The following is a 26,051-nucleotide window of genomic DNA, read 5'->3' as shown; positions in this document are numbered from 1 at the left end:
GTAGGCGGGCCGGAAGGCGGAGATTCGCGGTGTCTCGAATACCATGAGCATCCGTGTCCGTGCCTACTTCGCGCTCCGACCGGGAGCCCGACCCGCAGCCCACCCCGCAGCCCGATGGGCAGTCGCGGGTGCGGCTCGCCCGTCTCGTGGCGCTCGCCGCGGGTGTGGTCGGCCTGTTGCTCTGCCTGCTGACCCCGCTGTTGCCGGTGAAGCAGGCCACCGCCGGCCTCGATTGGCCGCAGGCGCGGCCCGGCGCGACGAGTGCCGATGTCACCGCCTCGCTGGTGACGCAGTCGCCCGCGAACTTCACCGCGACGGTGCCGTGCTCGGTGCTCACCGAGCTCGCCGCGAAGGGCGGGGTCGCCCTGTCGACGCTGCCGATCGGCACCTCACAGGCCCGCGAGCTGGGGCTGAGTGTCTCGGTGGGCGCCCCCGGTCCCGCGCAGTCGGTGACGGTGGCCTCCCGCAACGCGGTGATCGCCGCCGCCCCGATGGACCGGCTGCGCGGCTGCGCGCAGCTGCAGGTGTGGTCGAACCCGGCTGAGGTGGGCGCCCGGTTCGAGGGCACCGACGTGGCCGGGACCACGGCCACGGAGAACCGCCCGGTGATGGGCGGCGTCTTCACCGATCTCACGCCCGCCCAGGTCGCCGCGGCCGGACCCGGGCTCCGCGCGCACGCCGAGATCGACACCCGGTTCGAGCTCGCGCCCTCGCCCGTGAAGGCGCTGGCGATCGCGCTGGGCCTGCTGTGCGTGCTGGCCTCGTTGATCGCCCTGTGGCTGCTGGACCGGGGCTACGGCTACCACCGCCGGGCCCCCAGCCGCGGCTGGAAGCAGATCCTGCGGCCCCGGCCGGTCGACGTGGCCGTGGTGGGCGGCCTGGTGCTGTGGACCTTCCTCGGCGGCGGCGGCTCCGACGACGGCTACATCCTGTCGATGGGCAAGGTCGCTTCGGAGGCCGGTTACACCCCGAACTACTACCGCTTCTTCGGTGCCCCCGAGGCGCCCTTCGATTGGTACTACAGCTTCCTCGCGCAGTGGGGCTCGATCAGCGCCAACGCGCTGTGGATGCGGATCCCCGCGCTGCTCGCGGGCATCGCCGTGTGGTTCCTGCTCTCCCGGGTGCTGCTGCCGCGGCTGGGTCCGGGTATCCGCCGCTATCCGGTGGCCACCTGGACCGCCGGGGCGATGCTGCTGGCCTTCTGGTTCCCGATGAACTCGGGCCTGCGCTCGGAGCCGATCATCGTGCTCGGCACCATCGTGACCTGGGCGGCGGTGGAGCGGGCCGTGGCCACGCGGCGCCTGCTTCCGGCCGCGATCGCCGCCCTGGCGGCGGGGATGACGCTGGGCCTCGCGCCGCAGGGCGTGGTCGCGGTGGCGCTGCTGCTGGCCTCGTCGGCGGCGGTGCTGCGCGTGATCGTGGCGCGCCGGAACGAGGCGGGGATCGCCGCACTGGTCCTCCCGATCCTCGCCGCGGGTGCGGTGATCGTGCCGATCGCCTTCCGCGACCAGTCGCTCGCGTCGGTGGCCGAGGCGATCCGGATCCGCCTGGAGGTGGGTCCGGTGGCGCCGTGGACGCAGGAGTACCTGCGCTACTTCTTCCTCACCGTGGAGACCACGGACGGTTCGCTGGTGCGCCGGGTGCCGGTGTACCTGTTCATCATGTGCCTGTTCGTGGCGCTGTTCGTGATGTTGCGCAGCAAGCGGATTCCGCGGATCGATCCGGGTCCGGTGTGGCGCCTGGTGGGTGCGGTGTTCATCGGGGCGGCGCTGCTCTCGCTGACGCCGACCAAGTGGACGATCCACTTCGGTGTGTACGCCGGACTCGCCGCGGCCCTGGCCGCCGTGACCACGGTGGCGGTCGTGGAGGCCGCGCGCACCTCGGTCCGCAACTTCACGTTCTTCCTGTGCGGCATGCTGTTCGCGCTCGCCGCGGCCTTCGCGGGCTTCAACCTGTGGCCGTGGCCGTACCCGTGGGGCGTGCCGTGGTTCGACCGGCAGCCCGAGGTCGCGGGCCTCACGTTCAGCACGGTGTTCCGTGACCTCGCCTTCGTCGCGGGCGCGCTGGCCGCGTGGCAGCACTTCCGGATGGACTTCCGCCGGCGCGGCGAGGGCGGCCTGGCCGACGGCGATCTGGTGAACGCCGATGACGCCGAGCTGGCCACGCACACCCAGGCGGAGCAGGACGGTGCCCGGCGGGCCCGGCGCCGGCTCCAGTTGGCCTCGCTGCCGCTCGTGGTGGTGCTCGGCCTGCTGGTGCTGGGCGAGGGTGCGATCTTCGCGAAGGCGATGGTCTCGAACCCGTCCACCTACACCGTGGCCAAGGGCAACCTGGACACGCTGCGCGGCGACAGCTGCGGCATGGCCGAGAAGGTGCTGGTGGAAACCGATCCCAGCTCCGACCTGTTGCCCTCGGCGGAGGGCCGCCCGGCGGCGCAGGCGCTCACCGGCAGCGCGAGCCACGGCTTCCTGCCCGACGGTCTGCCCGACGAGCTCAAGCCGCTGGCGATCAGCTCGGCGCCCGGCCAGATCAACATGGCCTCGCCGATCACCCAGCCCTTCACTTCCACGGCGGCGACCGCCGGGACGGGCGGCGGGCGCGGACCGCGGACCATCAACGGCAGCACCGCCGCGCTCCCCTTCGGCCTGGATCCGGCCCGCACGCCCGTGGTGGGCTCGTACGGCCAGAACACGGTGCCCGCCGAGCTGTTCAGCGATTGGTATACGGTGCCGGCCCGCTCGGCGGATCGCCCGCTGGTGGCCTTCGCGGCCTCGGGCGCGATCTCCTCGGTCGGTCCGACCGGCAAGAAGGAGTACGGCCAGCCCGTGACCTTGGAGTGGGCGGAGCGCCGTCCCGACGGTTCGCTGGGCGCGCAGGGCGTGCTGGATCCGATCGATCCGGGCCCGAACAAGCCCTGGCGGAACCTGCGGGTGCCGATGGACGCGATCCCGCCGACCGCGAACGTGGTGCGCATCCACGTGCGCGATCCGAACCTGGGCGAGCAGCAGTGGGTGGCGGTCACGCCGCCGCGCGCGCCGCGCCTGCGCACGCTGCAGGACGTGGTGGGCAAGCAGGACCCGGTGCTGCTGGATCTGCTGGTGGGCCAGCAGTTCCCGTGCCAGCGGCCGATGGCGATCCGCAACGGTACCTACGAGGTGCCCAAGTGGCGCATCCTGCCGACGCGCAAGGACGCCCTGTCGACCTCCTCGACGTGGCAGGCCCGCGAGGCCGGCGGCCTGCTGACCGTGCCGGACACGCTGCTCAGGACGACCACGCTGCCGACCTTCATGACGGGCGATCTGACCCGGGACTGGGGTGAGCTGCAGCAGTACACCCCCATCGCCGCCGACGCCCCCGCCGCGGATCTGACGGTCGGGACGCAGACGCGGTCCGGGCTGTGGCGCGAGGGCCCGATCCGCGCCCTGACGAACCAGACGGTGAGGAACTGATGACCAGCGAGAATTCGACCTCCTCGCCGTCGGGCAAGGACGGGGACGCACCGAAGAAGGCCGCCGCGCCGACACCGCCGTCGAAGGCACCCTCGACCCCGCCTCCGACACCGCCTTCGAAGCCGACGTCGACGCTGCCGGCGGAGCAGCGCTACGGGAAGTGGCGGATCGTCGCCGCGGTGGCCGGCCTGCTGGGCTTCATCCTGGCGATCCTCACGCCCTTCCTGCCGGTCGAGGAGAACACCGCGGCGGTGAATTGGCCGCAGAACGGCAAGGTCGCGAACGTCGACGCTCCGTTGGTCTCCTATGCGCCGATCCGCCTCGACGTCACGCTGCCGTGCTCCGTCGTGGATCAGCTCCCGGCGCAGGGCGGCACGCTGCTGCGCACGCTGCCCAGCGACGGTCCGCGGCCGGGCCTGCAGGGCCTGGTGATCCGCGCGGATGCGCAGAACGTGCTCATCGCCGATCGTGATGTGGCGCTGGCCACCGCGAACCGCGCCGATGTGGCGCGCGCGGGCGCGGGCTGCGCGATCCGCTTCGTCTCGACGCCCGAGGCGACGACGGCCGAGTTCACCGGCATGCCGGCGGGAGCGCAGACCTCCAACCAGCTCTCGAACACGGTGGCCGATCCGAACCTGCGGCCGCAGATCACCGGCTTCTACACGGATCTGCCGGAGTCGACCCCGGTCGCGGGCATCGACGTCACGACGCAGATCGATACCCGGTTCAACACCTCGCCGTCCACGCTGAAGCTGCTCGCGATCATCGTGGGCGTGGCGTCCACGATCCTCGCGCTCGTGGCGCTGGGTTTCGTGGACATGCGCGACGGCCGCGGTCACATCCGGTTCATGCCGCAGGGCTGGCTGCGCCCGCGGCCGGTGGATTTCACGGTGATCGGTGTGCTGGGCATCTGGTGGCTGATCGGGCCGAACACCTCCGATGACGGCTACCAGATCACGATGGCCACGCAGGCGAAGTACAGCGGCTACATGATCAACTACTTCCGCAGCTTCGGTGTGCCGGAGAACCCGGTGGGGTGGAACGACTACCTGTTCACCGCGATCTCGCACTTCACCACCGCGGCGCCGGCGATGCGGCTGCCCGGGTTGGTGTTCGGCCTGTTGACCTGGCTGGTGATCTCCCGCGAGATGATCCCGCGGTTGGGCCGCGCGGTGCGGAACAACCCCGCCGCGCTGTGGGCCGGTGCGGGCGGCTTCCTGCTGATCTGGCTGCCGCTCAACAACGGTCTGCGCCCCGAGCCCGCGGTGGTCTTCTTCTCGCTGCTCACCTGGGTGTCGGTGGAGCGCGCCATCGCCACGGGCAGGCTGCTGCCGGTGGCGATCGCCGTGCCGTCGGCCGCACTGTGCGTGGGCGCAGCCCCGGGCGGCCTGATCGCCGTGGCGGCTCTGCTCGCCGCATCGCGGCAGATCGTCACGCGGGTCATCAAGCGCCGCAAGCGTGATGGGCTGTTGCCGCTGATCGCGCCGATCCTCGCCTCGGGCATGGCGTACCTGTTCTACGCCTTCTTCACGCCCACTTTCGCTGCACTCCGCGAGGCGATCGACGTCAAGAAGGTCACCGGTCCCACGCTGGAGTGGTACGAGGAGGGTGTCCGGTACTACTACCTGATGCTCGAGACCGAGGACGGCTCGGTGATCCGCCGAATCGGCGTGCTCACTGCCTTCCTGTGCCTGTTCACCGTGCTCACCTTCATGTTGCGGCGCAAGCGCCCGGCGGGGATCTCCTCGGGACCGGTGTGGCGCCTGATGGCGGTCTTCTTCGCCACCATCGTGATGCTGGCCTTCACCCCCACCAAGTGGACGCACCACCTCGGCCTGTACGCGGGCTACGCCGCCGGGATCGCCGCTGTGGCCGCCACACTCACCATGACGCCGATGATGCGGTCGAAGCGCAATCGCGTCTTCTTCGCCGCGGCGGCACTGTTCGTGGCCGCGATCTCGTTCTCCTCGCGCAACGGCTACTACTGGGCGGGTACGTACGGGATCCCTTGGAACAACATGCCTCCCGAGCTGTTCGGCGTGCAGTTCTCCTGGGTGCTGTTCGTGATGTCGGTGGGTACTGCCCTGTACGGCCTATGGCTGCACTACCGCCGCGACTACCTGCCCGAGCCCACGCGGGCGAACTCGCGGGCCATCCCCACGCTGGCGATCCTCACCATGCTGGTGGTGCTGTTCGACGTGACCACCGTGGCCAAGGGCGTGTACTCACAGCGCGGCAGCTTCTCCTGGGGCGCCTCGAACGCCCGTGCGCTGCAGGGTGACACCTGCTCGATGGCGAACTACGTGCTGATGGAGCAGGACCCGAACGGCGGACAGTTGCGGCCCGCACCGCGGCCCGACGGTTCCGTGCCCGCGGCGGCGCAGGCCCTCAGCGGGCGGTCCACCGGATTCACGCTCAACGGCGTTCCCGGGTGGGCCTCGCCGGTGAAGTCGAACCCCGGGCACAACACCGATGTCACGAATCAGGACGTGCCGGAAGTTCCCGGCGGCAAACGCAATCCGGACTTCAAGACCGACGGCGTCCCCCTGCCCTTCGGCCTGAATCCCGCCACCACGCCGGTGATCGGCAGCGCGGGGGCACCGGGCCTCGCGAACGTGACCACCGACTGGTACGCCCTGGGACAGATCACCGACCGCACCCCGCTGGTCACGCTGTCCGTGGTCGGACCCGTGGCGGCCACCGGACTGAACGGCGTCAAGCGCGACGGCCGGACCCTGTTCCTGGAGGCCGGCCGGCGGGCGCCCGACGGCGGCGTGCAGCCGCTCGGCCGGTTCGTGCCGATCGACGCCTGGAGCAACAACAACTGGCGCAACCTGCGGTTCCCCACGGCCGATCTCCCGGCCGGGACGAACACGGTGCGCGTAGTGGTCGACGATCCGGTTCCGTCGCCCGATGCGATCGCGTTCACGCCGCCGCGCATGACCACGATGCGCACCGCGCAGGAGGTCTTCGGCCGCGACACCGTGGTGGCGCTGGACTTCATGGTGGCCTTCGCCTTCCCGTGCCAGCACCAGACGCGGGCGGTGAACGGAGTCTTCGAGCGGCCCGAGTACCGGGTCTCGCCGGATGTGGGCGCCACCATCTCGACCTCGAACACGTGGCAGGGCTGGAAGACCGGCGGCCCGCTGGGCGTGACCGACGCGATGTACCACGAGCAGGTCGTGCCCAGTTACCTGCAGAACAAGTGGGCGATGGATTGGGGCACGATCACCAAGTTCACGCCGTGGACGAAGGCCGAGCCCGCGCAGTTGGAGTTGGGGACCACCACTCGCAACGGCTGGTACACGCCCGGTCCGATGCGGTCGGCGAACTACTGACGGAGGTGTGGCGGCGTGCCCCGGCGCCGAACCGGGCGCGGGCGTAGCGTCGGGTCATGCCCCACACAGCCGGTCGCCGGATCGAGGAGCTGACACCGCGCACCGTCGCGCCCTCGCTGGCCGTGATGGCCCGCGCCTTCGCCGACGATCCGGTGCTGCGCTGGGTGCAGCCGCGGCGGTTCGCCGATCGGATCACCTTCGCCGGGATGTACCTGGCCTCGCACGGAGCACCGGGCTCCGGTGACGTGCTGTACGAGGACGGGGCGATGGTGGGCGCCGCCTACTGGGATCCGCCGGGCTACGAGCCGCCGGCGCTGCGGCAGATCGCCTCGCTGCCGGTGCTCCTCGCGGGTGTCGGCACGGGTCTGCGGCGCGGTAGCCGCCTGGTGAGCGCCATCCTGGAGCGGCGGCCGAAGGAGCCGCACTGGTACCTGTCCACACTCGGTGCCGCCACCCCGGGCCGCGGCATCGGCTCCGCGCTGATCGAGCGCGGCCTCGCACGGGTTTCCGGTCCCGCCTACCTGGAGTCCAGCAACCCGCGGAACGTGCCGCTGTACCAGCGCCACGGTTTCGAACCGCTGCAGCCGATCCGGCTGCCGGGCGGCCCCGAGCTGATCCCGATGTACCGGCCCGCGCAGGACGGCTAGCGGACGCCGTCCCAGAGGGCGCGGATACCGGCGCCGGGGTCGGTGACCACGCCGTCGTGCGGCCCGCCGAAGACGCGGACCGTGCGTTCGGCGCCGTAGGGCGCCCAGCCCGGATCGTCGCCGCGGGTGAACCGCACCCACGCGGCGTGCGTCTCGTCGGCGACCTCCTGCGAGGGCGCGGGTCCGGTGAGGTTCGTGACGCCCTCGGCGGCGAGGTTGTCGAAGACGAAGGCGAGTTCGACGGCGTGGCAGGCACCGAGCCGGCCGACCAGGGCGGTGGACGGCTCGTCGAAGCGGTAGACGAAGGTGTCGGCGCCGCCGGTGCGGGCCTCGGCGATCCGGACGGCGGGGATGCCGAAGAACCAGTCGGCCATGATGCGCGCGAAGATGGTGCCCGGGGCCGCATCCGGTTCGACGGCCCGGTACGCCGCGACCGCACCGGCCGGATCGGGCAGGCCGTACTTGGCGGCGGTGGGTTCCAACGCCTGCTCGGGCAGGTAATCGATGAGCCCGCCCGGGACGAGGAAGAACAGCGCCTCGTCGGCGTTCGCGCCCACCAGGACCCGCACGCCGGAACCGGCACCGGCGCGGATGGATTCGATCGGCAACCGGGGCACCACATCGCCGTCGATCACGGGCTCGAAGATCATCACGTTGGTGGTGAGCTCGCCCCACACCGCCGGATCGGGGTTCGCCTGGATCTCCGCATCGAGGGCGGTGGACGCGGAGATCAGCTCGTTATCGGGCACACCGGCGAAGGCCTCGCGGGTGGGCTCGATGCCCAGTTTCGCTGCGAGGGCGCGGGTCACCGTCTGCGCGGTCTCCCGGGTGAGGGCGTGGTGGCCGGCGCCGCTCTGCAGGACGGCCTGCCCGAACAGGCCCTCCGCGTGCGGGGAGCCGAGCAGCGAGCCCACGCTCATACCGCCCGCGGATTCACCGGCCACGGTGACGCGCGCCGGGTCGCCGCCGAAGGCCGCGATGTTGTCCTGCACCCAGCGCAGCGCGGCGAGCTGGTCGCGCAGGCCGAGATTGGTGTGCTCGTCGCCGGTGTCGAGGAAGCCGAGAGCGCCGAGCCGGTAGTTGAGGGTGACGCACACGACGCCGTCCCGGGCGAAGGCGGCGCCGTCGTAGTAGGGGCTGCGGCCGCTGCCGTTGCGGAAGGCGCCGCCGTGGATCCACACGAAGACCGGCGCGCTGCCGGCGACGTCGGGGGTCCACACGTTGAGGTTGAGGCATTCCGGCCCCGGGAAGTCGGGCTCGGCCGTGAGGATCTCGGCCACGGGCCCCTGGTAGCCGGGTTTGGGCACCGTCGGGCCGAGGACGAGTGCGTCCCGCACACCGGACCACGGCGCCGGGGGTTCCGCTGGGAGGAACCACCCGGCGCCGTCGAACGGTGCGGCGTACGGGATCCCGAGGAATCGGGTCACGCCCTCGCGGGCGTCGCCGCGCAGGCGGCCGGTGCGGGTATCGACGATCACGTCCATACCCTCATCGTGCCGGACGCTAGGACTTCTGGTCGCCCTTCGTGATAACCACGCGCACATCGCCGCTGGCCTCCACGGTCTTACGGGCCGCCGCATCGTTCTCGGCGTCCGCCTCGTAGACCTCGACCGCCACCATCTCGCCGGTGTGGGCGGGGTGGTAGAGATCCTCGGGGACCTCGCCGTCGACGTACACCGGGACGTCCTCCGAGGGTAGGACGTCGGTCGAATCATCGGTCACGGCAAGGGTGTTGGCGTGCACCCGAACCCGCAGCCCCAGATCGTCGCGGCGCTGCCGCTCCGCCACGATCAGCGGATCGTGCCAGAGGTCCATCATCAGGGCCACGCACATGCCCAGCATCACCACCAGGAAGGGTGCCGCGGCGATGATGGCCATCTGTTTGATGCCGGTGAGCGCGTCGTCGCCGCTCACCCACAGCAGCAGCGCGGCCACGCCACCGGTGAGCACGCCCCAGAAGATGGTGATCAGCCGGTTCGGTTCCTCCGCGCCGCGTTGCGAGAGGGTGCCCATCACGATGGACGCCGAATCCGCACCGGAGACGAAGAAGATACCCACCAGCAGCACCACCAGGAAGGCGGTGAGCGTGGGCCAGGGCAGGTTGCCCAGCACGTCGAAGAGGAGGTCCTCCTCGTTCGCGGCCTTGCTCACGCCCAGGCCCGCCTGCTCCTCGTTGATCGCGGTGCCACCGAAGATCACGAACCACACCAGCGACACCAGGGTGGGCACGGCCATCACGCCGATCACGAACTCGCGGATGGTGCGGCCCTTGGAGATCTTCGCCAGGAACAGGCCCACGAAGGGGGTCCAGCTGACCCACCAGGCCCAGTAGAAGATCGTCCACGAGGCCAGCCAGGAGCCCGCCTCGGGCTCGTTGGCCGCCGAGCGGGCCGACATGTCCATGAAGTCCGCCGCGTAGGCACCCATGGTGGTGGGCAGCAGGTTCAGGATGAACACGGTGGGACCCACCACGAAGACGAAGACCGCGAGCACCAGGGCCAGCACCATGTTGGTGTTGGAGAGCCACTGGATGCCCTTGGCGATGCCCGAGACCGCGGAGGCCACGAAGGCCAGCGTCAGGATGGCGATGATCGCCACCAGCAACAGCTTGCTGGAGCCGTCGCCGACCCAGCCGAGGCGCTCGATACCGGCACCCACCTGTGCGGCACCGAGACCCAGCGAGGCGGTGGTACCGAAGAGGGTGGCGAAGATGGCGAGGATGTCGATGATCCTGCCGCCCACGCCCTGCCCGCCGGTGCGGTTGAAGATCGGCGCGAAGACCGAGCTGATCAGCTGGCTGCGGCCGCAGCGGTAGGTGCTGTAGGCGATCGCCAGGCCCACCACCGCGTAGATGGCCCACGGGTGGAAGCCCCAGTGGAACATCGTGGTGGCCATCGCCACCGCCACATCGTGACTGTTCGTGCCCGGAGGCGCGTTCACGAAGTGCTTGATCGGCTCCGCGGCGCCGAAGAACATCAGGCCGATACCCATACCGGCGCTGAACATCATGGCGATCCAGGAGACCGTCTTGTACTCGGGCTCTTCACCGTCGCGGCCCAGCGGAATGCGGCCGAAGCGGGAGAACGCGAGGAAAGCTGCGAAGAGAACGAACAAGGTGGCTGAGATCAGGAACAGCCAGCCCAAATCAGTAATGATCCAGTCAAGGACATCGGAGGTCGTTTTCTTCAACCCGTCCGAATCAAGGAAACCCCACACGACGAACGCGAGCACCGCCACGGCCGTCACACCGAACACGACCCAGTCTGTTCGCTGATGGTTTCCTGTCTCGTTAGTAACAGTAGCCATGAGCCCACTAGATCACAGGTCGTATGGGCAGTACCAAATCTCCTGCAAAGCCGTACCCTGCACAGATGCGCCAACTAGACTGCGGCGCTTCCGGGTTCGAACGAATTCCGGTCAGGCGGACGGGACCACGGAACGGACCCATCCCTCGAGCCCACGGGGGTTGCGGGTCTGCAGCAGCACGCGACCCGGTCCGGTGAACTCGAAGACCATGCCCTCGCCCGATTTGGCCGACTGGATCCACTTGCCCTGGACGGCGCGGCGCATGGCGAACTGCATGCTCAGGTCGTACGCGACCACGTGGCCGGTGTCGATGACCACCTGTTCGCCGGGCTTGAGGTCGATCACGTCGATCGCGCCGTAACAGGCCACCAGCACCTCGCCCTGGCCGGAGGCCTGCAGGCCGAAGGCGCCCTCGCCGCCGAAGAAGGTCTTGGCGCCACCGAACTGGGCGGCGGTCTGCACGCCGTACGAGCTGGCCAGCCAGCCGCCGCGGGTGATGTAGAAGGGACGGTCCGGCTGGATCTGCAGGGTCGCGATATCGCCGGGCAGCGTGCCGGCGATATCGACCCAGCCGCCGGTCGGCGGGGCGGTGAAGGTGGAGACGAAGAAGGACTCGCCCGAGAGCAGGCTGCGCTTGAGGCCCTGCATGATGCCGCCCTGGGCCTGCGATTGCAGATGCATTCCGGCCGAGTGGGCCACCATGGCGCCCGATTCGATGGTCATCGGCTCGTTCGGCGCGAGATGGCAGCGCGCCATGGTGAACGACGGGTTGTGCCGGAGCTGTACCTGCATGCGGAGGAATCTAGCGCACGCCGGAGGCGACGGTGCCGCGTTCACGCCGCGCCGCATCACGGGCCAGAGCGCGGTCGCGCGACTCCTCGAAGCGCACCGCCTTGGCATCGAGCTCGTCCGTGAAATCGCAGATCAGATCGCGCATCCGGCCCGCCTCTCCGGTGAGATCGGTGCGATCGAAGAGATTCCAGGTCCGGAGCACCGGGACCACCACGGAATCGCGATGCTGACGCAGGTCGTAGATCCCGTTCTTCGCCATCAGCACGGCGTCGCGCCGGAAGTGCGGCAGCGCCGCGCCGGGCATCTGGAAGTTGGTGAGCACCGTGTACACCGCGGCCAGGGCCTGCTCCGGCGCCAGGTCGATCGCCGCCGAGAGGATGTTGCGGTAGAAGAGCATGTGCAGGTTCTCGTCGGCGGCGACGCGGCCCAGCATCCGCTCGGCGATCGGATCCGCGCAGACCACGGCGGTGTTGCGGTGGCTGATCCGGGTGGCGAGCTCCTGGAAGGTCACGTAGCTCACCGACAGCAGCATCGAGTTCATGCCCGGGGCGAAGCCGTGCTGCATCTGCGTCATCCGCAGTTCCTCCAGCTCCACCGGGTCCACACCGCGGGTCACCGTCAGATAGTCGCGCAAGACGATCGAGTGCCGGGCCTCCTCCGCGGTCCACCGGTGCACCCAGTAGCCCCACGCACCGTCCAGGGAGAAGTTCTCGGCGATCTCGCGGTGGTAGCTGGGCAGGTTGTCCTCGGTGAGCAGGTTCATCGTCAGGGCGGCGCGCGCCACCGGCGACAGATCGGAATCGGATTCCTCGAAGTCCGTGCCGCCCAGTGCGGCGAAGTCCCGGCCGCGGCTCCACGGCACGTAATCGTGGGGATGCCAGTCGACGGCGTGCCGCAGGTGCCGGTCGACCTCCGTCTCCGCGGTTCCCGCGAGCTCGTGCAGCAGTTCCAGGTCGGTCAAGTCGGTCATGGTTGTCGATGCTTCCGGCCGGCGCCCCGGCGGGCCAGGCCGTCCCGTCCCCCGCGGCGTCCCGAAGTCCTTCGGGGCGCGGCGATACCGCGAACGGGGACGTCGGTCATCGGCTCCCGGTACATATGTCCCGGTGGGCGGTCCGACGGTGCGCCGCGGGCCTATCCTGGACGTCATGGCCACCGTCTTCCTCGTCGACGATCACGAGATCGTCCGCCGGGGCCTGACCGACCTGCTGACCTCGGACGGAACTCACCGGGTGGTGGGCGAGGCGGCCACGGTGCGCGCGGCGCTGGCCCGCATTCCCGCGGTCGCGCCACAGGTCGCGGTGGTCGATGTGCGCCTGCCCGACGGTTCCGGGATCGACCTGATCCGCGCGCTGCGCGAGCGCGATCCGCGGCTCCCCTGCCTGGTGCTCACCTCCTACTCCGACGATCAGGCCCTGCTGGACGCGATCACCGCCGGAGCACAGGGCTACGTGCTCAAGCAGATCCGCGGCAGTGAGCTGGTCACGGCGATCGCCACGGTGGCGGCGGGCGGATCGCTGCTCGATTCCGCGAGCACCACCCGTGTGCTGCAACGGATCCGCGACGCCGACCGCGTCCCCTCCCCCGCCCGCGCGGGCCTCACCGGCCAGGAGGAGGCGGTGCTCGAACTGCTCGGGGAGGGATTGTCGAACAAACAGATCGCCGACCGGATGTTCCTGGCGGAGAAGACGGTCCGCAACCACGTGACCGGGGTACTGGCGAAACTGGGCGTGGAGAACCGAGTGCAGGCCGCGCTGCGTGCGGCGCAGTGGCGCGAATCCCGCGGGCCCCGGCCGTGACCGCCTCACACCAGCGAGGACCGCGCGTGCGACCAGGCGTCGACCGCCGGTTCCCCGCGGCGCGTGGCACGTTCGGCGAGCAGCCTTCCCAGCAGGCCGCACACCAGGTACTCGAGGTCCATGCCGTGCACCGCCGCCGTGGTGCGCAGCTCGTTCCACCGGGTGACCCGGCCGGTGTAGGCGGCCTCCGCGAGGTCCACCACGAGGGCCCGCAACTCCGGCCGGTCGAGGGGGTCGACATCACATCCGTTCATGGGCACCACGATCCCGTGCGCCGGCGGCCGGTGACAGGGGCGTTCGTCCCGTCCCGCTTCCCGATCCGGACGCGCCAGGAGGCGCGGTGAGCGAGCAGCCCGAACGCGCAGACCTGCAGGACATCCTCAGCGCCGTGCTGGCGGTGGCGCAGGGGCTCGACCTACCCAGTACCTTGCGCCGCATCGTCACCTCGGCGATGGCGCTGGTGGACGCCCGCTACGGCGCGGTGGGCGTGAGCAACGACGACGGCTCGCTGCAGGAGTTCATCTACGTGGGCGTCGACGCCGAGGCCGCCGCGCTGATCGGCGATCCGCCGTGCGGCCGCGGCGTGCTGGGCTACCTGCTGCGCGAGAGCGAGCCGCTCCGGCTCGACGAGCTGTCCACGCATCCCGCCTCGGTGGGCTTCCCGCCGAATCATCCGCCGATGCACACCTTCCTGGGCGCGCCCATCATCGTCAACGACGATCTCTTCGGATGCATCTACCTCTCCGAGAAGGCGGGCGGGCGGCTGTTCACCGCGGGTGATGCGAAGGCGATCGAGGTCTTCGCGGCTGCCTCGGCGGTGGCGATCGACAACGCCCAGATGCACACCGCGGCACTCGCGCAGCAGGAGCGGGTGGGCGAGCTGCAGGTGATCGAGGAGCGCGAGCGCATCGGCCGCGATCTGCACGATCACGTGATCCAGCGGATCTTCGCCGCCGGGCTGGGCCTGCAGGTGGCGCGATCGGCCGCCGACGAGGAGCCCGTGCGCGAGCGCCTCGATGCGGTGATCGGCGAGCTCGACCGCACCATCGCCGACATCCGGTCGACGATCTTCGAGCTCTCGGATCACCGCACCGAGCTGCGGGCCCGGCTGGTGCGGGCCACCCGGTCGGTGGCGCACGGCGGCGATCTGGCCGTGGACATCGGCTTCTCCGGACCGGTGGAGAGCGCGGTCTCCGACGATCTGGCCCGCGATGTGGAGGCGGTGATCATCGAGAGCGTCTCGAACGCTGTGCGGCACAGCGGCGGCACCCGGGTCTCGGTGACGGTCTCGGCGAGCGGCGATGCGGTGGCCGTGGAGGTGGCCGACGACGGCGCCGGCATCCCCGCCGACGGACGGCGCAGCGGCCTACGGAATCTCGCGACGCGGGCCGAGCTGCGCGCTGGCCGGTTCGAGGCCCGCCCGGCCGAGCCGGGCACCGAGCGGCCCGGCACCGTGGTGCGGTGGGAGGTCCCCCGCGAGGACTAGCCGACCAGCGTGGCGGTGAGGGCGTGGAAGCCGCCCTCCACATCGGCGGCGCGATGCAGGCCGATGTCCCGCAGCGCCGCCGCGGCGAGTGAGCTGGTGTACCCCTCGGAGCAGATCACGAGCCAGCGCACGTCCCAGTCCACCGCCTCGTCGATCCGGGCGGCGGAGGCGGGGTCGAGGCGCCATTCGAGCACGTTCCGCTCGATCACCAGGGCGCCGGGGATCTCGCCCTCGGCGGCGCGCTGGGCCGCGGGCCGGATGTCCACGAGGTGAGCGCCCGCGGCGAGCTCGCGGGCCACCGCCGCAGCCGGGACCCGCTCGATCCGGCCGCGGGCGGCGGCCAGCAGGGCGTCGATGCCGCGGTGCTTCGGCGGGGCCTCCGGCTCGTCCGTGAGTTCACTGCGCACGCGCCGCAGCCGCCCGTCGGGACGCACCTCGTAGTACGACATCGCCGTCAGCGGCGGCGAGTAGGCGTGCACCGACAGCGTCGGCTTATCGGCCTCACCGGAGGCGGCGTCGTGCGCATCGGGGTGCCGGGTCACATCGTGCACCCAGCCCCGGTCGAAGCCGGCCTGCCCGCCCGGATCGATCCGCCGTTCGCGGAGTCGTTCGCCGTCCCAGCTGCGTTCGGACAGCGCACCGTCGACCACGGTGAGCGCGCCCAGCGAGCCGGCGTGGTCGTGCAGTTCGGTGGACCGCTCCGGGACCCAGGAGATCAGCCAGACATCGACCTCGTCGTCGCCCCAGAGCCGCGCGGCCCAGCGTTCGCCGGGCGGCCAGGCATCGGGGATGAGGTGGTCGTAATCGCCCGCGCGCACCCTGTCCGCCTCGGCGGCGGTGAGCGCCAACAGGTCCGGTACGTGCTCGGTCATGCACCTCAGTGTCGGCGGGGCGCGCGATACCGAGAACCCTTCCGCTCAGCGCGACCGCAATGCCGATCGCCGCTGGTCAGCGGACGAGGCCCACCTGGCGCAGCCAGGCGGCGGCCACATCGGCAGGATCGCGACCTTCCAGATCGATCTGGCCATTCAGTTCCTGCATTGTCTCAGTGTTCAGCAGCCGACTCACCTTCCCGAGCACGTCAGCGATAGCGGGGTACTTGGCGAGCGCGTCCGAACGCACTTCCGGCACGCCGTCGTAGGGAGGCAAAGACTTCCGGTCATCCTCCAACAGCTCCAACCCGAGCTTGCGGATCCGGCCGTCGGTGGCGTAGACATCGCCCGCGAGACACGTACCGCCGGAGATCGCCGAGTAGATGACACCGGCATCCATGGTGGTCACACTGTTCGGCAGCGTACCGCCCCCCAGGGGCACCTCGTACTTGGCCAATACCCGGCCGAGGCCATCAGGGCGGGACTGGAACTCGGGATCGACACACAGTGTCCGCTGCGGCGGTGGCAGCCGGAACAGATCGCTGAGCGTGCGCAGGTTCAACTGCGCCTTCTGCTGCGGCGTGACCGCGAAGGCGTAGGTGTTGTTGAACGGGGCGGGCGTGAGCACCTCGATGCCGTTGGCCCGCTCCGCATCGCGAACCCGACGCCATTGCTCCGCCGAGTCACTGATGATCTCGGTCTGCTTGAGGTAGCTCACCCAGATGGTGCCGGTGTACTCCCAGGAGACATCGGCGGCCCCGCTCGTCATCGCCTGGCGCGAGGACATCGAGCCGGGGGCGTTGGTGATATCGGTGATATCGGCGCCGGAGGCCTGCAGCATGGTGGTGGTGATCTTGCCGAGCAGCACGCCCTCGGAGAAGGACTTCGAGGTCACCGAGATCTTCGCGCCCGCCAGGGGCTTCTGGCCGTCGGCCGGTTCGGCACGCACGAAATGTCCCGAGGAGCTCTCCAGCCCGCAGGCGCCGAGCGTGAAGGTCAGCGCCGCAACCAGGGCGACGATCAGCGGCCGGCGGCTCATGCGGGCACTCCTCGCAGGCCGCGCGGGGACAGCAGGTACTCGGCCATCCGCGCCACCCAGTCGATCCCGAGCGCGAGCAGCGCCACCAGGAGAGCGCCGGAGAACAACAGCGGCGGCAGGTACAGGGTGACGCCGGTGGTGATCAGTACGCCCAGGCCGCCGGCACCGATGAAGGTGCCGAGGGTGGCGGTGCCCACCAGGATCACCAGCGCGGTGCGCACACCGTGCAGGATCACGGGCACCGAGAGCGGGAGCTCCACCTTGAGCAGCGCCTGAAATGCTGAGAATCCCTGTCCGCGGGCGGCTTCGATCACCCGGTCGTCCACCTGGCGCAGGCCCACGATGGTGTTCTGCAGGATGGGGAGCACGGCGTACACCACGAGCGCGGCGACGGCCGTCCAGCGCCCGGTGCCGAACCACATGGCGAAGAGCACCACCATGCCCAGCACGGGCGCGGCCTGGCCGATATTGGCCAGTCCCACGACGATCGGGGAAATGCGGGCGAACCGATTGCGGGTCACCAGGATTCCCAGCGGGATCGCGATGATCACCACGAGCACGGCCGAGACCCCGGTGAGCCAGATGTGCTGCCACACCGACGTGCCCAGGGCCGACCACTGCAGCTGCACCGCCTCGGTCTCCGAGAAGGTCTGGGTGGCGTGCCAGATCAGGTAGCCGACGAATCCGACCACCACCAGCAGCGGTTCCAGGATCAGGTCGAAGGGCGGGCCGCCGGCGAACCGGTTCTTGGCCTCGGTGTCCACGGTGGCGGTCATGGCGCCGCCCGGTAGGTATCGGCGGCCTGCTCCGGATTGGCGATCGCCTGACGCTCGCGGATGCGGGAGGCCACCTGCTCGATGGTGAGCGATCCGGTCACCCGGTCGCGATGGGTCACCAGCACGCCGCCCTGGCTCGCGGCGAGCATCACGTCGAGGGCGTCGGCCAGCGTGGCGGTGCGCTCGACCACTGGGAGCCGCTGATCGACGTAGTCGGAGATCACCGGCTTGCTCAACACCTCCGAGACCGAGGGCCAGGCGCGGGGCCGGCCGTCGGCATCGGTGACCACCACCCAGCTGAGCTTGGCCTCCTTGGCGCGCGCGGCGACCTCCTCGGAGTCCTCACCGGGGTGGGTGAGCACCACGGGAGCGCTGGGGATCTCGCTCACGGTGGTGAGCGTGAGGTGACGCAGGGTGGCGCCGGATCCCACGAACTCCTCGACGAACTCGTTCGCGGGGGCGGTGAGGATCTCCTCCGGGGTGGCGAACTGCTCCACCTGGCCGCCCTCCGACAGGATCAGCACGCGGTCGCCCAGCTTGATGGCCTCGTCCACATCGTGCGTGACGATCACGATGGTCTTGTGCAGGTCCTCCTGGATCGCGAGCAGCTGATCCTGGAGCCGGACCCGGGTGATGGGGTCGACGGCGCCGAAGGGCTCGTCCATGAGCAGCACCGGCGGATCGGCGGCGAGCGCGCGCGCCACGCCCACGCGCTGCTGCTGGCCGCCGGACATCTCCTTGGGGAAGCGTCCGCGGAACTCGTGAGGGTCCAGGCCGACCAGATCGAGCAGCTCGTTCACGCGGGTGTCGATCCGGGACTTGTCCCAGCCCAGCAGCTTCGGCACCGCGGCGATGTTCTTCTCCACGGTCCAGTGTGGGAACAGGCCGCCGGCCTGGACCACGTAGCCGATGCCCTGGCGCAGCTCGTCGGGATCGACGCCGGTGGCATCGGTGCCGCCGATGATCACCTTCCCGGAGGTGGGCTCGATGAGCCGGTTGATCATCTTCAGAGTGGTGGTCTTACCGCAACCGGACGGTCCGACGATGGCCACCGTCTCCCCCGCGGCGATCTCCAGCGTGAGCTCCTTGACGGCCGGCTTCTTCTGGCCGCGGTAGCTCTTGACCACCTTGTCCAGGGTGATCGATACGCCCGTGGTCTCGGTCATGCGGGGATCCGTTCAGTCGGGGACACGGGGCGGTGGAAGGTGGTCATTGCAGCCCCTTCGAGACGGTGAACCGGCCGAGCAGCACCAGCAGGCCGTCGAGCACGAGCGCCACGATCACCACGAGAACCGTGCCGGTCAAGGCGGATTCGAGGGCTCCCGCGCCGCCGAGGCGGGCAAGGCCGGAGAAGATGAGGGAGCCCAGGCCCGGGCCGAGCACGTAGGCCACCACGGTGGCGACGCCCACCACCAGCTGGGTGCTCACCCGGATGCCGGTGAGGATCACGGGCCAGGCGTGCGGCAGCTCCACCGTGGCCAGTACCCGCCAGCGCGGCATACCGATGCCCCGGGCGGCCTCCACGATGTTCGGCGGCACCGCCCGCAGGCCCACGATCGCGCTGGTGAGGATGGGGAGCGTGGCGTAGAAACCCAGCATCGTGACCGACGGGGCCACGCCCAGGCCGAAAACGAGGAGCAGCAGCGCGAGCAGCGCCAGGGAGGGGATCGTCATGCCCACCGAGGCGATCGCCGTGGCGATCGCGGACCCGATGCGCGAGCGGTACACCGCGGCGGCCAGGACCAGCGCGATCACCACCGCGACCAGCACGCACTGGATCACCAGCGAGGCGTGTTGGTAGGTGAGGAAGGCGAGCTGATCCCCGCGACCGTCGAGGAATCTGCGGAGGTCCACTCGAACGAACCTACAGTTGTTCGACGAATCGTGTGCGGTTGGCGATCAGACTGGTTCGAAGTCGGAGGGACCGGATCAGCCCTTGATCCAGTCCAGGGCGATCGCCACGACGGCGGCGTTGAAGAAGAAGCTCAGCACGCTGTGCGCGATGAGCCGGCGCCGCATCGGCGTGCTGGTCACGGTGACATCGGAGACCGCGAACGAAGTGCCCACAGTGAACGAGAAGTACAGGAACTCGGTGGCCTGGGGGTTCTCGCACCGCGGGAAGTCGAGGCCGCCGTCGGTGTAGAAGGCGCGCGCGTAGATCTGCGCGAAGGCCATGTGCAGGAGCACCCAGGACAGCAGGACGGTGGCCGCGGCGGCCGGTTGCAGCCATGGGTCGGCCGTCGAGTCGTCCCGGCCGGCGATCATCAGCATGCCGCCCGCGAGCCCGGAGCCCGAGGCCACCAGCGCGAACAGGGTGGCCTGCCAGGCCGGGGCGCGGACATCGTTCTCGACCGACTCTTCGTCGGGGATGTTGCGGCGCAGCGCGACCCAGGTGAGCACGATGTACCCGGCGGCCGCGACGTCCCAGGTCACGAGCAGGCCGACTGCCGAGCGGCCGAAGAACAGCACCAGGGCGAGCCACACCAGGCCCAGCGCGGTGAGCAGGGATTCCAGCAGCGGCACGAGCGACTTCCTCATGCCGACAGCTTGTCATCAGTGCGGTGGGGCGCCGCGCACGATGCGGCAGACCCCGTCCTCGCACACCGTCTCCGGCGGCGGCACGTCCGCGCCACGGGTTCCTCCCGGGGCGCTCCCCGGGCGGATCTCGTCACAGGTCGCCGCGAAACCGGCGAGCGTGCCCTCGTCGGCGCCCGCGGATGCGGCGATCGCATACGCGCGCTGCGCGTGGAGCAGGGCGTGCTCGGTATCGCCGGCGGCGGCGAGCAGGACGGCTTCGAGCTCCGCGTCCATCGCTTCGGCGGGGCAGCCGAGGTCCCGTTCGATCTCCGCGGCCGCTGCCGCCGGCCGGATTCCCCGCTCCTTCGCCGCCGCCAAGATCTGCAGCCCCTTACGGGCGAGGCGAGGCCCCGGCCTCCCCCACCCCGTCAACCCGGCGATATAGGTGGCGAGCCGTAGCAGCCCGAAGGGCTCGTCCCCGGCCTGCGCCGCCAGCCGGTCGGCGTACCGATCCGCGGCGTCGTCGTCGAGCCGGGCCAACTGCACCAACTTGCCCACGCCACCCACCTGCGACCATTCGAGTTCGGGGCAGGAGCCGAAGGCCTCGTCGTAGGTGGCGACAGCAGCCGCGGCATCGTCGGCCTCGAGTCGCTGCAGGGCGGCCTCCAAGGCGTAGGTCTCGCGCACCAGTTCGCGGTCCATCTGCTCCTTCTGGCGGGCCGCAGCCTCGTCGCGATCGAAGGCCCCCGCGACGATCGCAGCGATGTCGTCCTCGGCGAGATCGTGGGGGTACCCGGACCACGCGATACACCCGTCGGTATCCACGACCATCACGTACGGGATGCCCTGTACGTACGCTGGCGCGAGCCAGGTGCGCACCATGACACCGTCATTGGGGGAACCACCGGCATCCGGAGGCGCGGGCGCATCGACTGCGACGCGGTAGCCCATCGCGTCACCCATCTCGTCGACGTAGGCCCGCACCCCGTCGATTCCGTCGTCCTCCCAGACGGCCACTCCGATCACGCGGACCTCGGGGAAGCGGGCCTGCAGCGCGGTGAGTGCGGGGATGCTCTCGCGGCACGGGCCGCACCAGGTGGCCCAGAACTCGATCACGTGCACGATGCCGTGCTCGATGCGATCGACCGGCTCGCCCTTGACGAACTCCTCCACCCGCAGCGGCGGAGCGATCGAGCCCACAAGGAGTTCGGAATCAGGGGCCGGTGTGCTGTTCATGACCCGACGCTAGCCACGCGCGCGGCGCCGGTCACCCGCGATCGCGCGGGTACGGGCGAGGTGGTTGTGCCGCCGATTCTCGGGTCCGCGCAGGTCAGGGGCGCAGACGATGCTCCGCGACGGTGCATGCCCCGGCTCAGATTCCGACCGGACGACGGGGGTTCCACCAGCCGATCGGCGGGTCTGTGTCAGACGGAATCTCCACGGCGATAATGTCATTCGCTCGACCTGGGGCATCCGGCGAACCGCGCCACGAGACCACTCACATTTATATGCGCACTTACGCATGTATTGTGAAGGGCGTGATGGTCTACCGCGTCATCGCCGTTGTGCTGTACCTGCTCGTGCGACTCCTCCTGGCGGGGTGCCGCCGGATCGGGCGCGCCTTCCATGTGGGCGCGCTGCCGATCGCGTCGGCGCTCACCGTCGCGACGATCGCCGCCGTCGCCGCGATCCACCTCACCCTGCTCCGCGAGCAGGGCGCGCAGCCGGTGGTCCTGCTGTCGATCACGATCCCCGCGCTGGTCGCCACCGGTGCGGCGCTGCTGTGGCGGCGGCACACCTACGATCCGGTCCGGGCGGCGCACCGCTACGACGGCTGGATCGACAATTGACCGCGACCGCGCCTTCCAGCTGGAGCCGGATCAGGGAACGATCACACCGTCGGAACCCGAGTGTCGATCGCGGTCCGCCGCGGCCTGCCGCCGGTCGCGAGCACGGAAATCGAGATCGCTCGGGTCGTGCGTGAGCCATGCCAGGACGACGACGAAGGCGACGAGTGCCAACACGCTGACCATGTCCACCCCTTTCACGAGAGCCTGTTCACCAGGCGATAGAAATAATCATCAAATCTATCGCTGCGCGCCGCAGTGTTCCAGGTGATGCTCGCCACGGTGCGCCCCGGCCGTCCGCGGCGCCGAACCACCGCGACACCGAATCGTGCACGGGGTCACAGCTTTCGATCCGCAACATCCGCTCAGAAAGGCGATCCCATGCCGGACTCCTCCACCGCCGACACCGGCCGTCTCCGCGGCGTCCTGGGCACCCTCCCGGCGGCGGCCGCGGTACTGGTGCTGATCAACGCGATGTACATCACGCTGGTCGCGATCGGCAACATCACCGACTTCCACACCAATCTCGCCTTCGTGCAACACGTGATGTCGATGGACACCACCAACTTCGGTCAGCCCGCGGGGGTGGGCCTGGACCAGGACGTGATGTGGCGCGCGATCGACGATTCGACCCTGTGGCACATCGGCTACGCCGCGATCATCGCCGCCGAGGCCCTCGCCGCCGTCGTCCTCATCGTGGGCCTGGTCCACTTCGCCCGCGCGCTCTTCGGCTCGGCGAGCTACGACCGCGCCCGGCGTTGGTCGAGCGCCGGACTCACGCTCATCGTGCTCATCTTCGGCGGCGGCTTCATCGCGATCGGCGGTGAATGGTTCCAGATGTGGCGCTCCACCACGTGGAACGGGCTCGACAGCGCCCTGCGATACGTGGTGCTCGCGGGCCTCGGGCTGGTGCTCCTGCACCTCCCCGACCGGGCCTGGGGTCAGCCCTTGGCCATATCGACGAACCGGGAGTAGTGCAGTTGGTGACCGTGGTGGCCGTCCTCGCCCGTGGGGTGACGTCGCCCGTCCATGCAGCGCCTCGTCATGCGGCAACACGATCCGTCAGACGCCACCATCTTGCGCGTCACTACTCTCCGCTCATAGCGATTCGCTGCAGCACCTTTTCAGCGTGTCGAAATGCGACCGCGCGGTCGTCAGTTAGTAACTTGTCGGAGCCCCGGCTTCTCGGAGATTTTCCACCGACGGATACTTTGACGTCAAATTCCCATTTGGCGACCCTCTTCCTTTTCCGGAAGGAGGCAGACCACACCTTTCCATCAAATCCCGCCCCCGACCATTCAAGCTCATCTGGGGCAAGTTCGGACATTTGCCAGTCAACGCGTGGGCGCGCGGCCTCTAACGCGCGCCGGAACTCTTCGACGCCTTCGAATCTGGAACCAGGGTTCGCGTGCATCGCCTTGGCGATACATGCCCTAAGCTTCATCGGAATATGTGGCAGCCACGTCTCGGATGCCACCGATGTATCCGCATTCAGAATGCTTGATCGAACTCTGATATCCCCATTTAGTATTCGGAACGCTGAAGCGCCTAGCGCGTACAAATCGCCCTTCGCCGTTGTAATTCGACCTTCACTTATCGACTCGGGCGGAAGATGTGGCCAATACGCGATCCCTGTTTCCAACGCCGCCCCGCGAGCGCAAGCAAGCCCAAAGTCGCTGACCTTGACCTCATCGTTTGATGTCAAGAGCATGTTGGCCGGCTTGATATCCCTATGCAGGAAACCAACTGCATGAATTCGGGCGATCCCCCTGCAAGCAGTCTCCAGCATCTTTACAGCTGACCGGATCGGGCAGGCCTCGCCGCGCAAGTAGTCTGCCAGACTACCTCGTTCGAGGTATTCCATTCGAATTACTGGATGGCCGTCGCTAGATAAGTCGGCCGAATAGACCGAGACAACATTGTCATGCCTCCCAACTTCCATCGCCCGCGCTTCGGAAAATTCGTCGGTATCGATTTGCCTAGTGACGTACTTCGCGGCGCACATACGGTCCAATGAGCGATCCCACTCAAGGTCCACGTGACCAAAGTGTCCGGCGCCCAGGTTTCGGACATACTCGTACTGACTCACCACTATCCCAGCTGCGATACCGCGAGCAACAGCTCAGGCCGGTGACTTTTCGGGGCCTGCGCGATCAAGTCGATCGAATTTTGTAGTTCTTCAAATTCATCGCGTTTTATGCCGAAGGCGCTGGCCAATGAAACCTTCTTGATCGACTTACCGGGAACACCTAGCTCCCCCAAGACAGACCGAATGACGCCCTCTACCTCGACCCTAGCCACCGTTGCATCAGAGATTCCGTTCGGCGATCCGCCGACTGCCTGAATTACGACACTTTCTGGCGCAAGACTCACTAGCAATTCAGTAAAGTCCCTCCTTACCCACGCCAGTTCATTTTCACGGACGTCGGCTGGAATCTTCACAACCTTGCGCTCGATCAGCTGTGCCATAGCAATGCTAGTGCCTTCCACGAGCACCCACGTGTAGCGATCCTTCGCGCAAACAACTCCCATTGGACGCACGATGCCCCTTTCGGTTAGCCCTTGGCCATATCGACGAACCGGGAGTAGTGCAGCTGGTGCGCCACGGTGACGGTGGCGGTGGGACCGGCGCGGTGCTTACCGAGGATGAAGTCGGCCTCACCGGCGCGCGGATCGTCGCGCTCGTAGGCGTCGGGACGGTGCACCAGGACGACCATATCGGCGTCCTGCTCCAACGAGCCGGACTCACGGAGGTCGGCCACCTGGGGCTTCTTATCGGTGCGCTGCTCGGGGCCACGGTTGAGCTGTGCGACGGCGATCAGCGGGACCTCGAGCTCCTTGGCCAGCAGCTTGAGCTGGCGGGAGAACTCCGAGACCTCCTGCTGACGCGATTCGACCTTCTTGCCGGAGGTCATCAGCTGCAGGTAGTCGATCACGATCAGTTTGAGATCGTGCCGCTGCTTGAGCCGGCGGGCCTTGGCCCGGATCTCCATCATCGTGAGGTTCGGCGAATCGTCCACGAACAGCGGCGCCTCGGAGATCTCCGACATGCGGCGGGCGAGGCGGGTCCAGTCGTCGTCGGTCATCTTGCCCGAGCGCATATCGGCCAGCTTGATCCGCGCCTCGGCGGAGAGCAGGCGCATCACCACCTCGGTCTTGCTCATCTCCAGGCTGAACAGGGCGCCGGCCATGCCGTTGGCGATCGAGCAGGAACGCAGGATGTCCAGCGCCACGGTGGACTTACCGGCGCCGGGACGGCCGGCGATGATGATCATCTGCCCGGAGTGCAGACCGTTGGTGAGCGCGTCGAAATCGGTGAAGCCCGTGGGAACGCCCATGCTGACGCCGCCGCGGGAAGCGATGGCGTCGATCTCGTCCATGGTGGGCTGCAGCAGCTCCTCCAGGACCACGTAGTCCTCGGAGGCCTTGCGCTCGGTCACGTCGTACACCGCGGCCTGCGCCCTATCGACCACCTCGGCCACATCGGCGCCCTCGGACCCGGAGTAGCCGTACTGGACGATGCGGGTGCCCGCCTCCACGAGGCGGCGCAGGATGGCCTTCTCCGCGACGATCTCGGCGTAGTAGCCGGCGTTCGCCGCGGTGGGCACGGTGGAGATCAGGGTGTGCAGGTACGGGGCCCCGCCGACGCGCTTGAGCTCGCCCTTGCGGTCGAGCGTCGCGGAGACGGTGACGGCATCGGCGGGCTCACCCGCGCCGTAGAGATCGAGGATCGCGTCGTACACCGACTGGTGCGCGGGCCGGTAGAAGTCGCCCGGGCGCACCACCTCGAGGACGTCCGCGATGGCGTCCTTGGACAGCATCATGGCGCCCAGCACCGACTGCTCGGCGGCGATGTCCTGCGGGGGCTGCCGGCCGAAGTCCTCGGCGGGCGGCGCCTCGGACGGCGGAGCATCGGGGCGACCCGCCGGCCCCGGTGTGAACTCCTGCTCGTCCGTCACCGACATCGCGCACCCGCTCTCGCCTCAGGTCCGCGCTTCCCTGTGGGGCCGCGCGGACGCACTCGTTCCAACACCGGGTCTACCGCCACGCACTGACAGGTTTTCACCCGCGCGCGCCCGAGACCGACGCCCGTGAACGCTAGGCGCTGCCGTCGCGGACGCAAAGTCCGGCTGTGGACGAACTTGGGGACAGGGTGTGGAGGACGCGCGCTCCGCATGTGGGCGCC

Annotated in this window: 23 protein-coding genes and 1 pseudogene; 7 read left to right on the top strand and 17 right to left on the bottom strand. The window is 69.2% G+C overall.

Annotated elements, in window-relative coordinates:
- Positions 1–53: 53 nt before the first annotated feature.
- Genes ABD108_RS16255 through ABD108_RS16245 form a run of 3 tightly spaced genes read left to right on the top strand, consistent with a single transcriptional unit; the run spans position 54 to position 7,434 of the window.
- The gene (locus ABD108_RS16255) at positions 54–3,449 is read left to right on the top strand and encodes an arabinosyltransferase domain-containing protein (RefSeq protein ID WP_343930816.1); all 3,396 of its coding nucleotides are present in this window, start codon (positions 54–56) and stop codon (positions 3,447–3,449) included.
- Positions 3,449–6,787, top strand: coding sequence for an arabinosyltransferase domain-containing protein (locus ABD108_RS16250; protein ID WP_343930815.1), 3,339 nt, complete (start codon positions 3,449–3,451; stop codon positions 6,785–6,787). Before ABD108_RS16255 ends, ABD108_RS16250 begins: the two co-directional genes overlap by 1 nt.
- A 56-nt stretch (positions 6,788–6,843) precedes the next feature.
- Positions 6,844–7,434: a hypothetical protein gene (locus ABD108_RS16245; protein WP_344185498.1), complete on the top strand. Its 591-nt coding sequence runs from the start codon at positions 6,844–6,846 to the stop codon at positions 7,432–7,434.
- Here the strand turns inward: ABD108_RS16245 and ABD108_RS16240 are convergent.
- The 4 genes from ABD108_RS16240 to ABD108_RS16225 all read right to left on the bottom strand — a co-directional run bounded on the left by ABD108_RS16240 (position 7,431) and on the right by ABD108_RS16225 (position 12,502).
- On the bottom strand, positions 7,431–8,918 hold the full coding sequence (locus ABD108_RS16240) for a carboxylesterase/lipase family protein (protein WP_343930814.1): 1,488 nt from the start codon (positions 8,916–8,918) through the stop codon (positions 7,431–7,433). The genes ABD108_RS16245 and ABD108_RS16240 overlap by 4 nt on opposite strands.
- A 19-nt stretch (positions 8,919–8,937) precedes the next feature.
- Positions 8,938–10,740, bottom strand: a complete 1,803-nt coding sequence (locus ABD108_RS16235; protein WP_343930813.1) for a BCCT family transporter — start codon at positions 10,738–10,740, stop codon at positions 8,938–8,940.
- Between the two features lie 111 nt (positions 10,741–10,851).
- Positions 10,852–11,532, bottom strand: a complete 681-nt coding sequence (locus ABD108_RS16230) for a TIGR00266 family protein (protein WP_220657267.1) — start codon at positions 11,530–11,532, stop codon at positions 10,852–10,854.
- A gap of 10 nt (positions 11,533–11,542) precedes the next feature.
- Positions 11,543–12,502, bottom strand: coding sequence for an acyl-ACP desaturase (locus tag ABD108_RS16225; RefSeq protein WP_343930812.1), 960 nt, complete (start codon positions 12,500–12,502; stop codon positions 11,543–11,545).
- A gap of 175 nt (positions 12,503–12,677) precedes the next feature.
- Here ABD108_RS16225 and ABD108_RS16220 point away from each other — a divergent pair, with 175 nt between their 5' ends.
- A complete protein-coding gene (locus ABD108_RS16220; RefSeq protein ID WP_343930811.1) occupies positions 12,678–13,328 on the top strand; it encodes a response regulator transcription factor in 651 nt (216 codons plus the stop codon).
- A gap of 5 nt (positions 13,329–13,333) precedes the next feature.
- On the opposite strand, the gene ABD108_RS16215 is transcribed toward ABD108_RS16220, so the two are convergent.
- Positions 13,334–13,582 (bottom strand): hypothetical protein, encoded by a 249-nt coding sequence (locus ABD108_RS16215; protein WP_220657264.1) that lies wholly within the window; start codon positions 13,580–13,582, stop codon positions 13,334–13,336.
- An 86-nt stretch (positions 13,583–13,668) separates the two neighbouring features.
- On the opposite strand from ABD108_RS16215, the gene ABD108_RS16210 reads away from it, so the two are divergent.
- Positions 13,669–14,814 (top strand): GAF domain-containing sensor histidine kinase, encoded by a 1,146-nt coding sequence (locus tag ABD108_RS16210; RefSeq protein ID WP_343930810.1) that lies wholly within the window; start codon positions 13,669–13,671, stop codon positions 14,812–14,814.
- On the opposite strand, the gene ABD108_RS16205 is transcribed toward ABD108_RS16210, so the two are convergent.
- From ABD108_RS16205 to ABD108_RS16170, 8 genes and pseudogenes are all read right to left on the bottom strand, one after another.
- A complete protein-coding gene (locus ABD108_RS16205; protein WP_255585740.1) occupies positions 14,811–15,113 on the bottom strand; it encodes a rhodanese-like domain-containing protein in 303 nt (100 codons plus the stop codon). The two genes, ABD108_RS16210 and ABD108_RS16205, sit on opposite strands and share 4 nt — an antisense overlap.
- Positions 15,114–15,179: 66 nt before the next feature.
- A pseudogene (locus ABD108_RS16200) lies at positions 15,180–15,686 on the bottom strand (cupin domain-containing protein); the annotation flags it as partial.
- 76 nt (positions 15,687–15,762) lie between these two features.
- Positions 15,763–16,725: a glycine betaine ABC transporter substrate-binding protein gene (locus tag ABD108_RS16195; protein WP_343930809.1), complete on the bottom strand. Its 963-nt coding sequence runs from the start codon at positions 16,723–16,725 to the stop codon at positions 15,763–15,765.
- A complete protein-coding gene (locus ABD108_RS16190) occupies positions 16,722–17,501 on the bottom strand; it encodes an ABC transporter permease (protein WP_343930808.1) in 780 nt (259 codons plus the stop codon). The genes ABD108_RS16195 and ABD108_RS16190 overlap by 4 nt, the downstream gene beginning before the upstream one ends.
- Positions 17,498–18,667 (bottom strand): ATP-binding cassette domain-containing protein, encoded by a 1,170-nt coding sequence (locus tag ABD108_RS16185; RefSeq protein WP_343930807.1) that lies wholly within the window; start codon positions 18,665–18,667, stop codon positions 17,498–17,500. Before ABD108_RS16185 ends, ABD108_RS16190 begins: the two co-directional genes overlap by 4 nt.
- Before the next feature lie 43 nt (positions 18,668–18,710).
- The gene (locus ABD108_RS16180) at positions 18,711–19,355 is read right to left on the bottom strand and encodes an ABC transporter permease (RefSeq protein WP_220657258.1); all 645 of its coding nucleotides are present in this window, start codon (positions 19,353–19,355) and stop codon (positions 18,711–18,713) included.
- Positions 19,356–19,430: 75 nt separating this feature from the next.
- Complete coding sequence (locus ABD108_RS16175) at positions 19,431–20,039, bottom strand: DUF1345 domain-containing protein (RefSeq protein WP_220657257.1); 609 nt, start codon at positions 20,037–20,039, stop codon at positions 19,431–19,433.
- A 15-nt stretch (positions 20,040–20,054) separates the two neighbouring features.
- Positions 20,055–21,254 carry a TlpA family protein disulfide reductase gene (locus ABD108_RS16170; RefSeq protein WP_343930806.1) on the bottom strand — a complete coding sequence of 400 codons (1,200 nt, stop codon included), beginning with the start codon at positions 21,252–21,254 and terminating at the stop codon, positions 20,055–20,057.
- Positions 21,255–21,556: 302 nt separating this feature from the next.
- Between ABD108_RS16170 and ABD108_RS16165 the strand changes: the two genes are divergently transcribed.
- A complete protein-coding gene (locus ABD108_RS16165; RefSeq protein ID WP_343930805.1) occupies positions 21,557–21,868 on the top strand; it encodes a hypothetical protein in 312 nt (103 codons plus the stop codon).
- 30 nt (positions 21,869–21,898) lie between these two features.
- Here the strand turns inward: ABD108_RS16165 and ABD108_RS16160 are convergent, their stop codons facing one another.
- Positions 21,899–22,051, bottom strand: coding sequence for a hypothetical protein (locus ABD108_RS16160; protein WP_220657254.1), 153 nt, complete (start codon positions 22,049–22,051; stop codon positions 21,899–21,901).
- Positions 22,052–22,246: 195 nt separating this feature from the next.
- On the opposite strand from ABD108_RS16160, the gene ABD108_RS16155 reads away from it, so the two are divergent.
- Complete coding sequence (locus ABD108_RS16155; protein ID WP_343930804.1) at positions 22,247–22,840, top strand: DUF2165 family protein; 594 nt, start codon at positions 22,247–22,249, stop codon at positions 22,838–22,840.
- 112 nt (positions 22,841–22,952) lie between these two features.
- Here ABD108_RS16155 and ABD108_RS16150 read toward each other — a convergent pair whose 3' ends face one another.
- The 3 genes from ABD108_RS16150 to dnaB form a co-directional block, all read right to left on the bottom strand.
- Positions 22,953–23,954: a serine/threonine-protein kinase gene (locus tag ABD108_RS16150; protein ID WP_343930803.1), complete on the bottom strand. Its 1,002-nt coding sequence runs from the start codon at positions 23,952–23,954 to the stop codon at positions 22,953–22,955.
- Between the two features lie 2 nt (positions 23,955–23,956).
- Positions 23,957–24,334, bottom strand: a complete 378-nt coding sequence (locus tag ABD108_RS16145; RefSeq protein WP_343930802.1) for a hypothetical protein — start codon at positions 24,332–24,334, stop codon at positions 23,957–23,959.
- Positions 24,335–24,420: 86 nt separating this feature from the next.
- Positions 24,421–25,830, bottom strand: coding sequence for a replicative DNA helicase (gene dnaB / locus ABD108_RS16140; RefSeq protein WP_220657252.1), 1,410 nt, complete (start codon positions 25,828–25,830; stop codon positions 24,421–24,423).
- Positions 25,831–26,051 lie beyond the last annotated feature (221 nt).

It is taken from the genome of Tsukamurella strandjordii, assembly GCF_039525985.1.
In the GTDB taxonomy this organism is placed as follows: Bacteria; Actinomycetota; Actinomycetes; order Mycobacteriales; family Mycobacteriaceae; genus Tsukamurella; species Tsukamurella strandjordii.
This window is presented reverse-complemented; position numbering and strand designations above follow the sequence as displayed.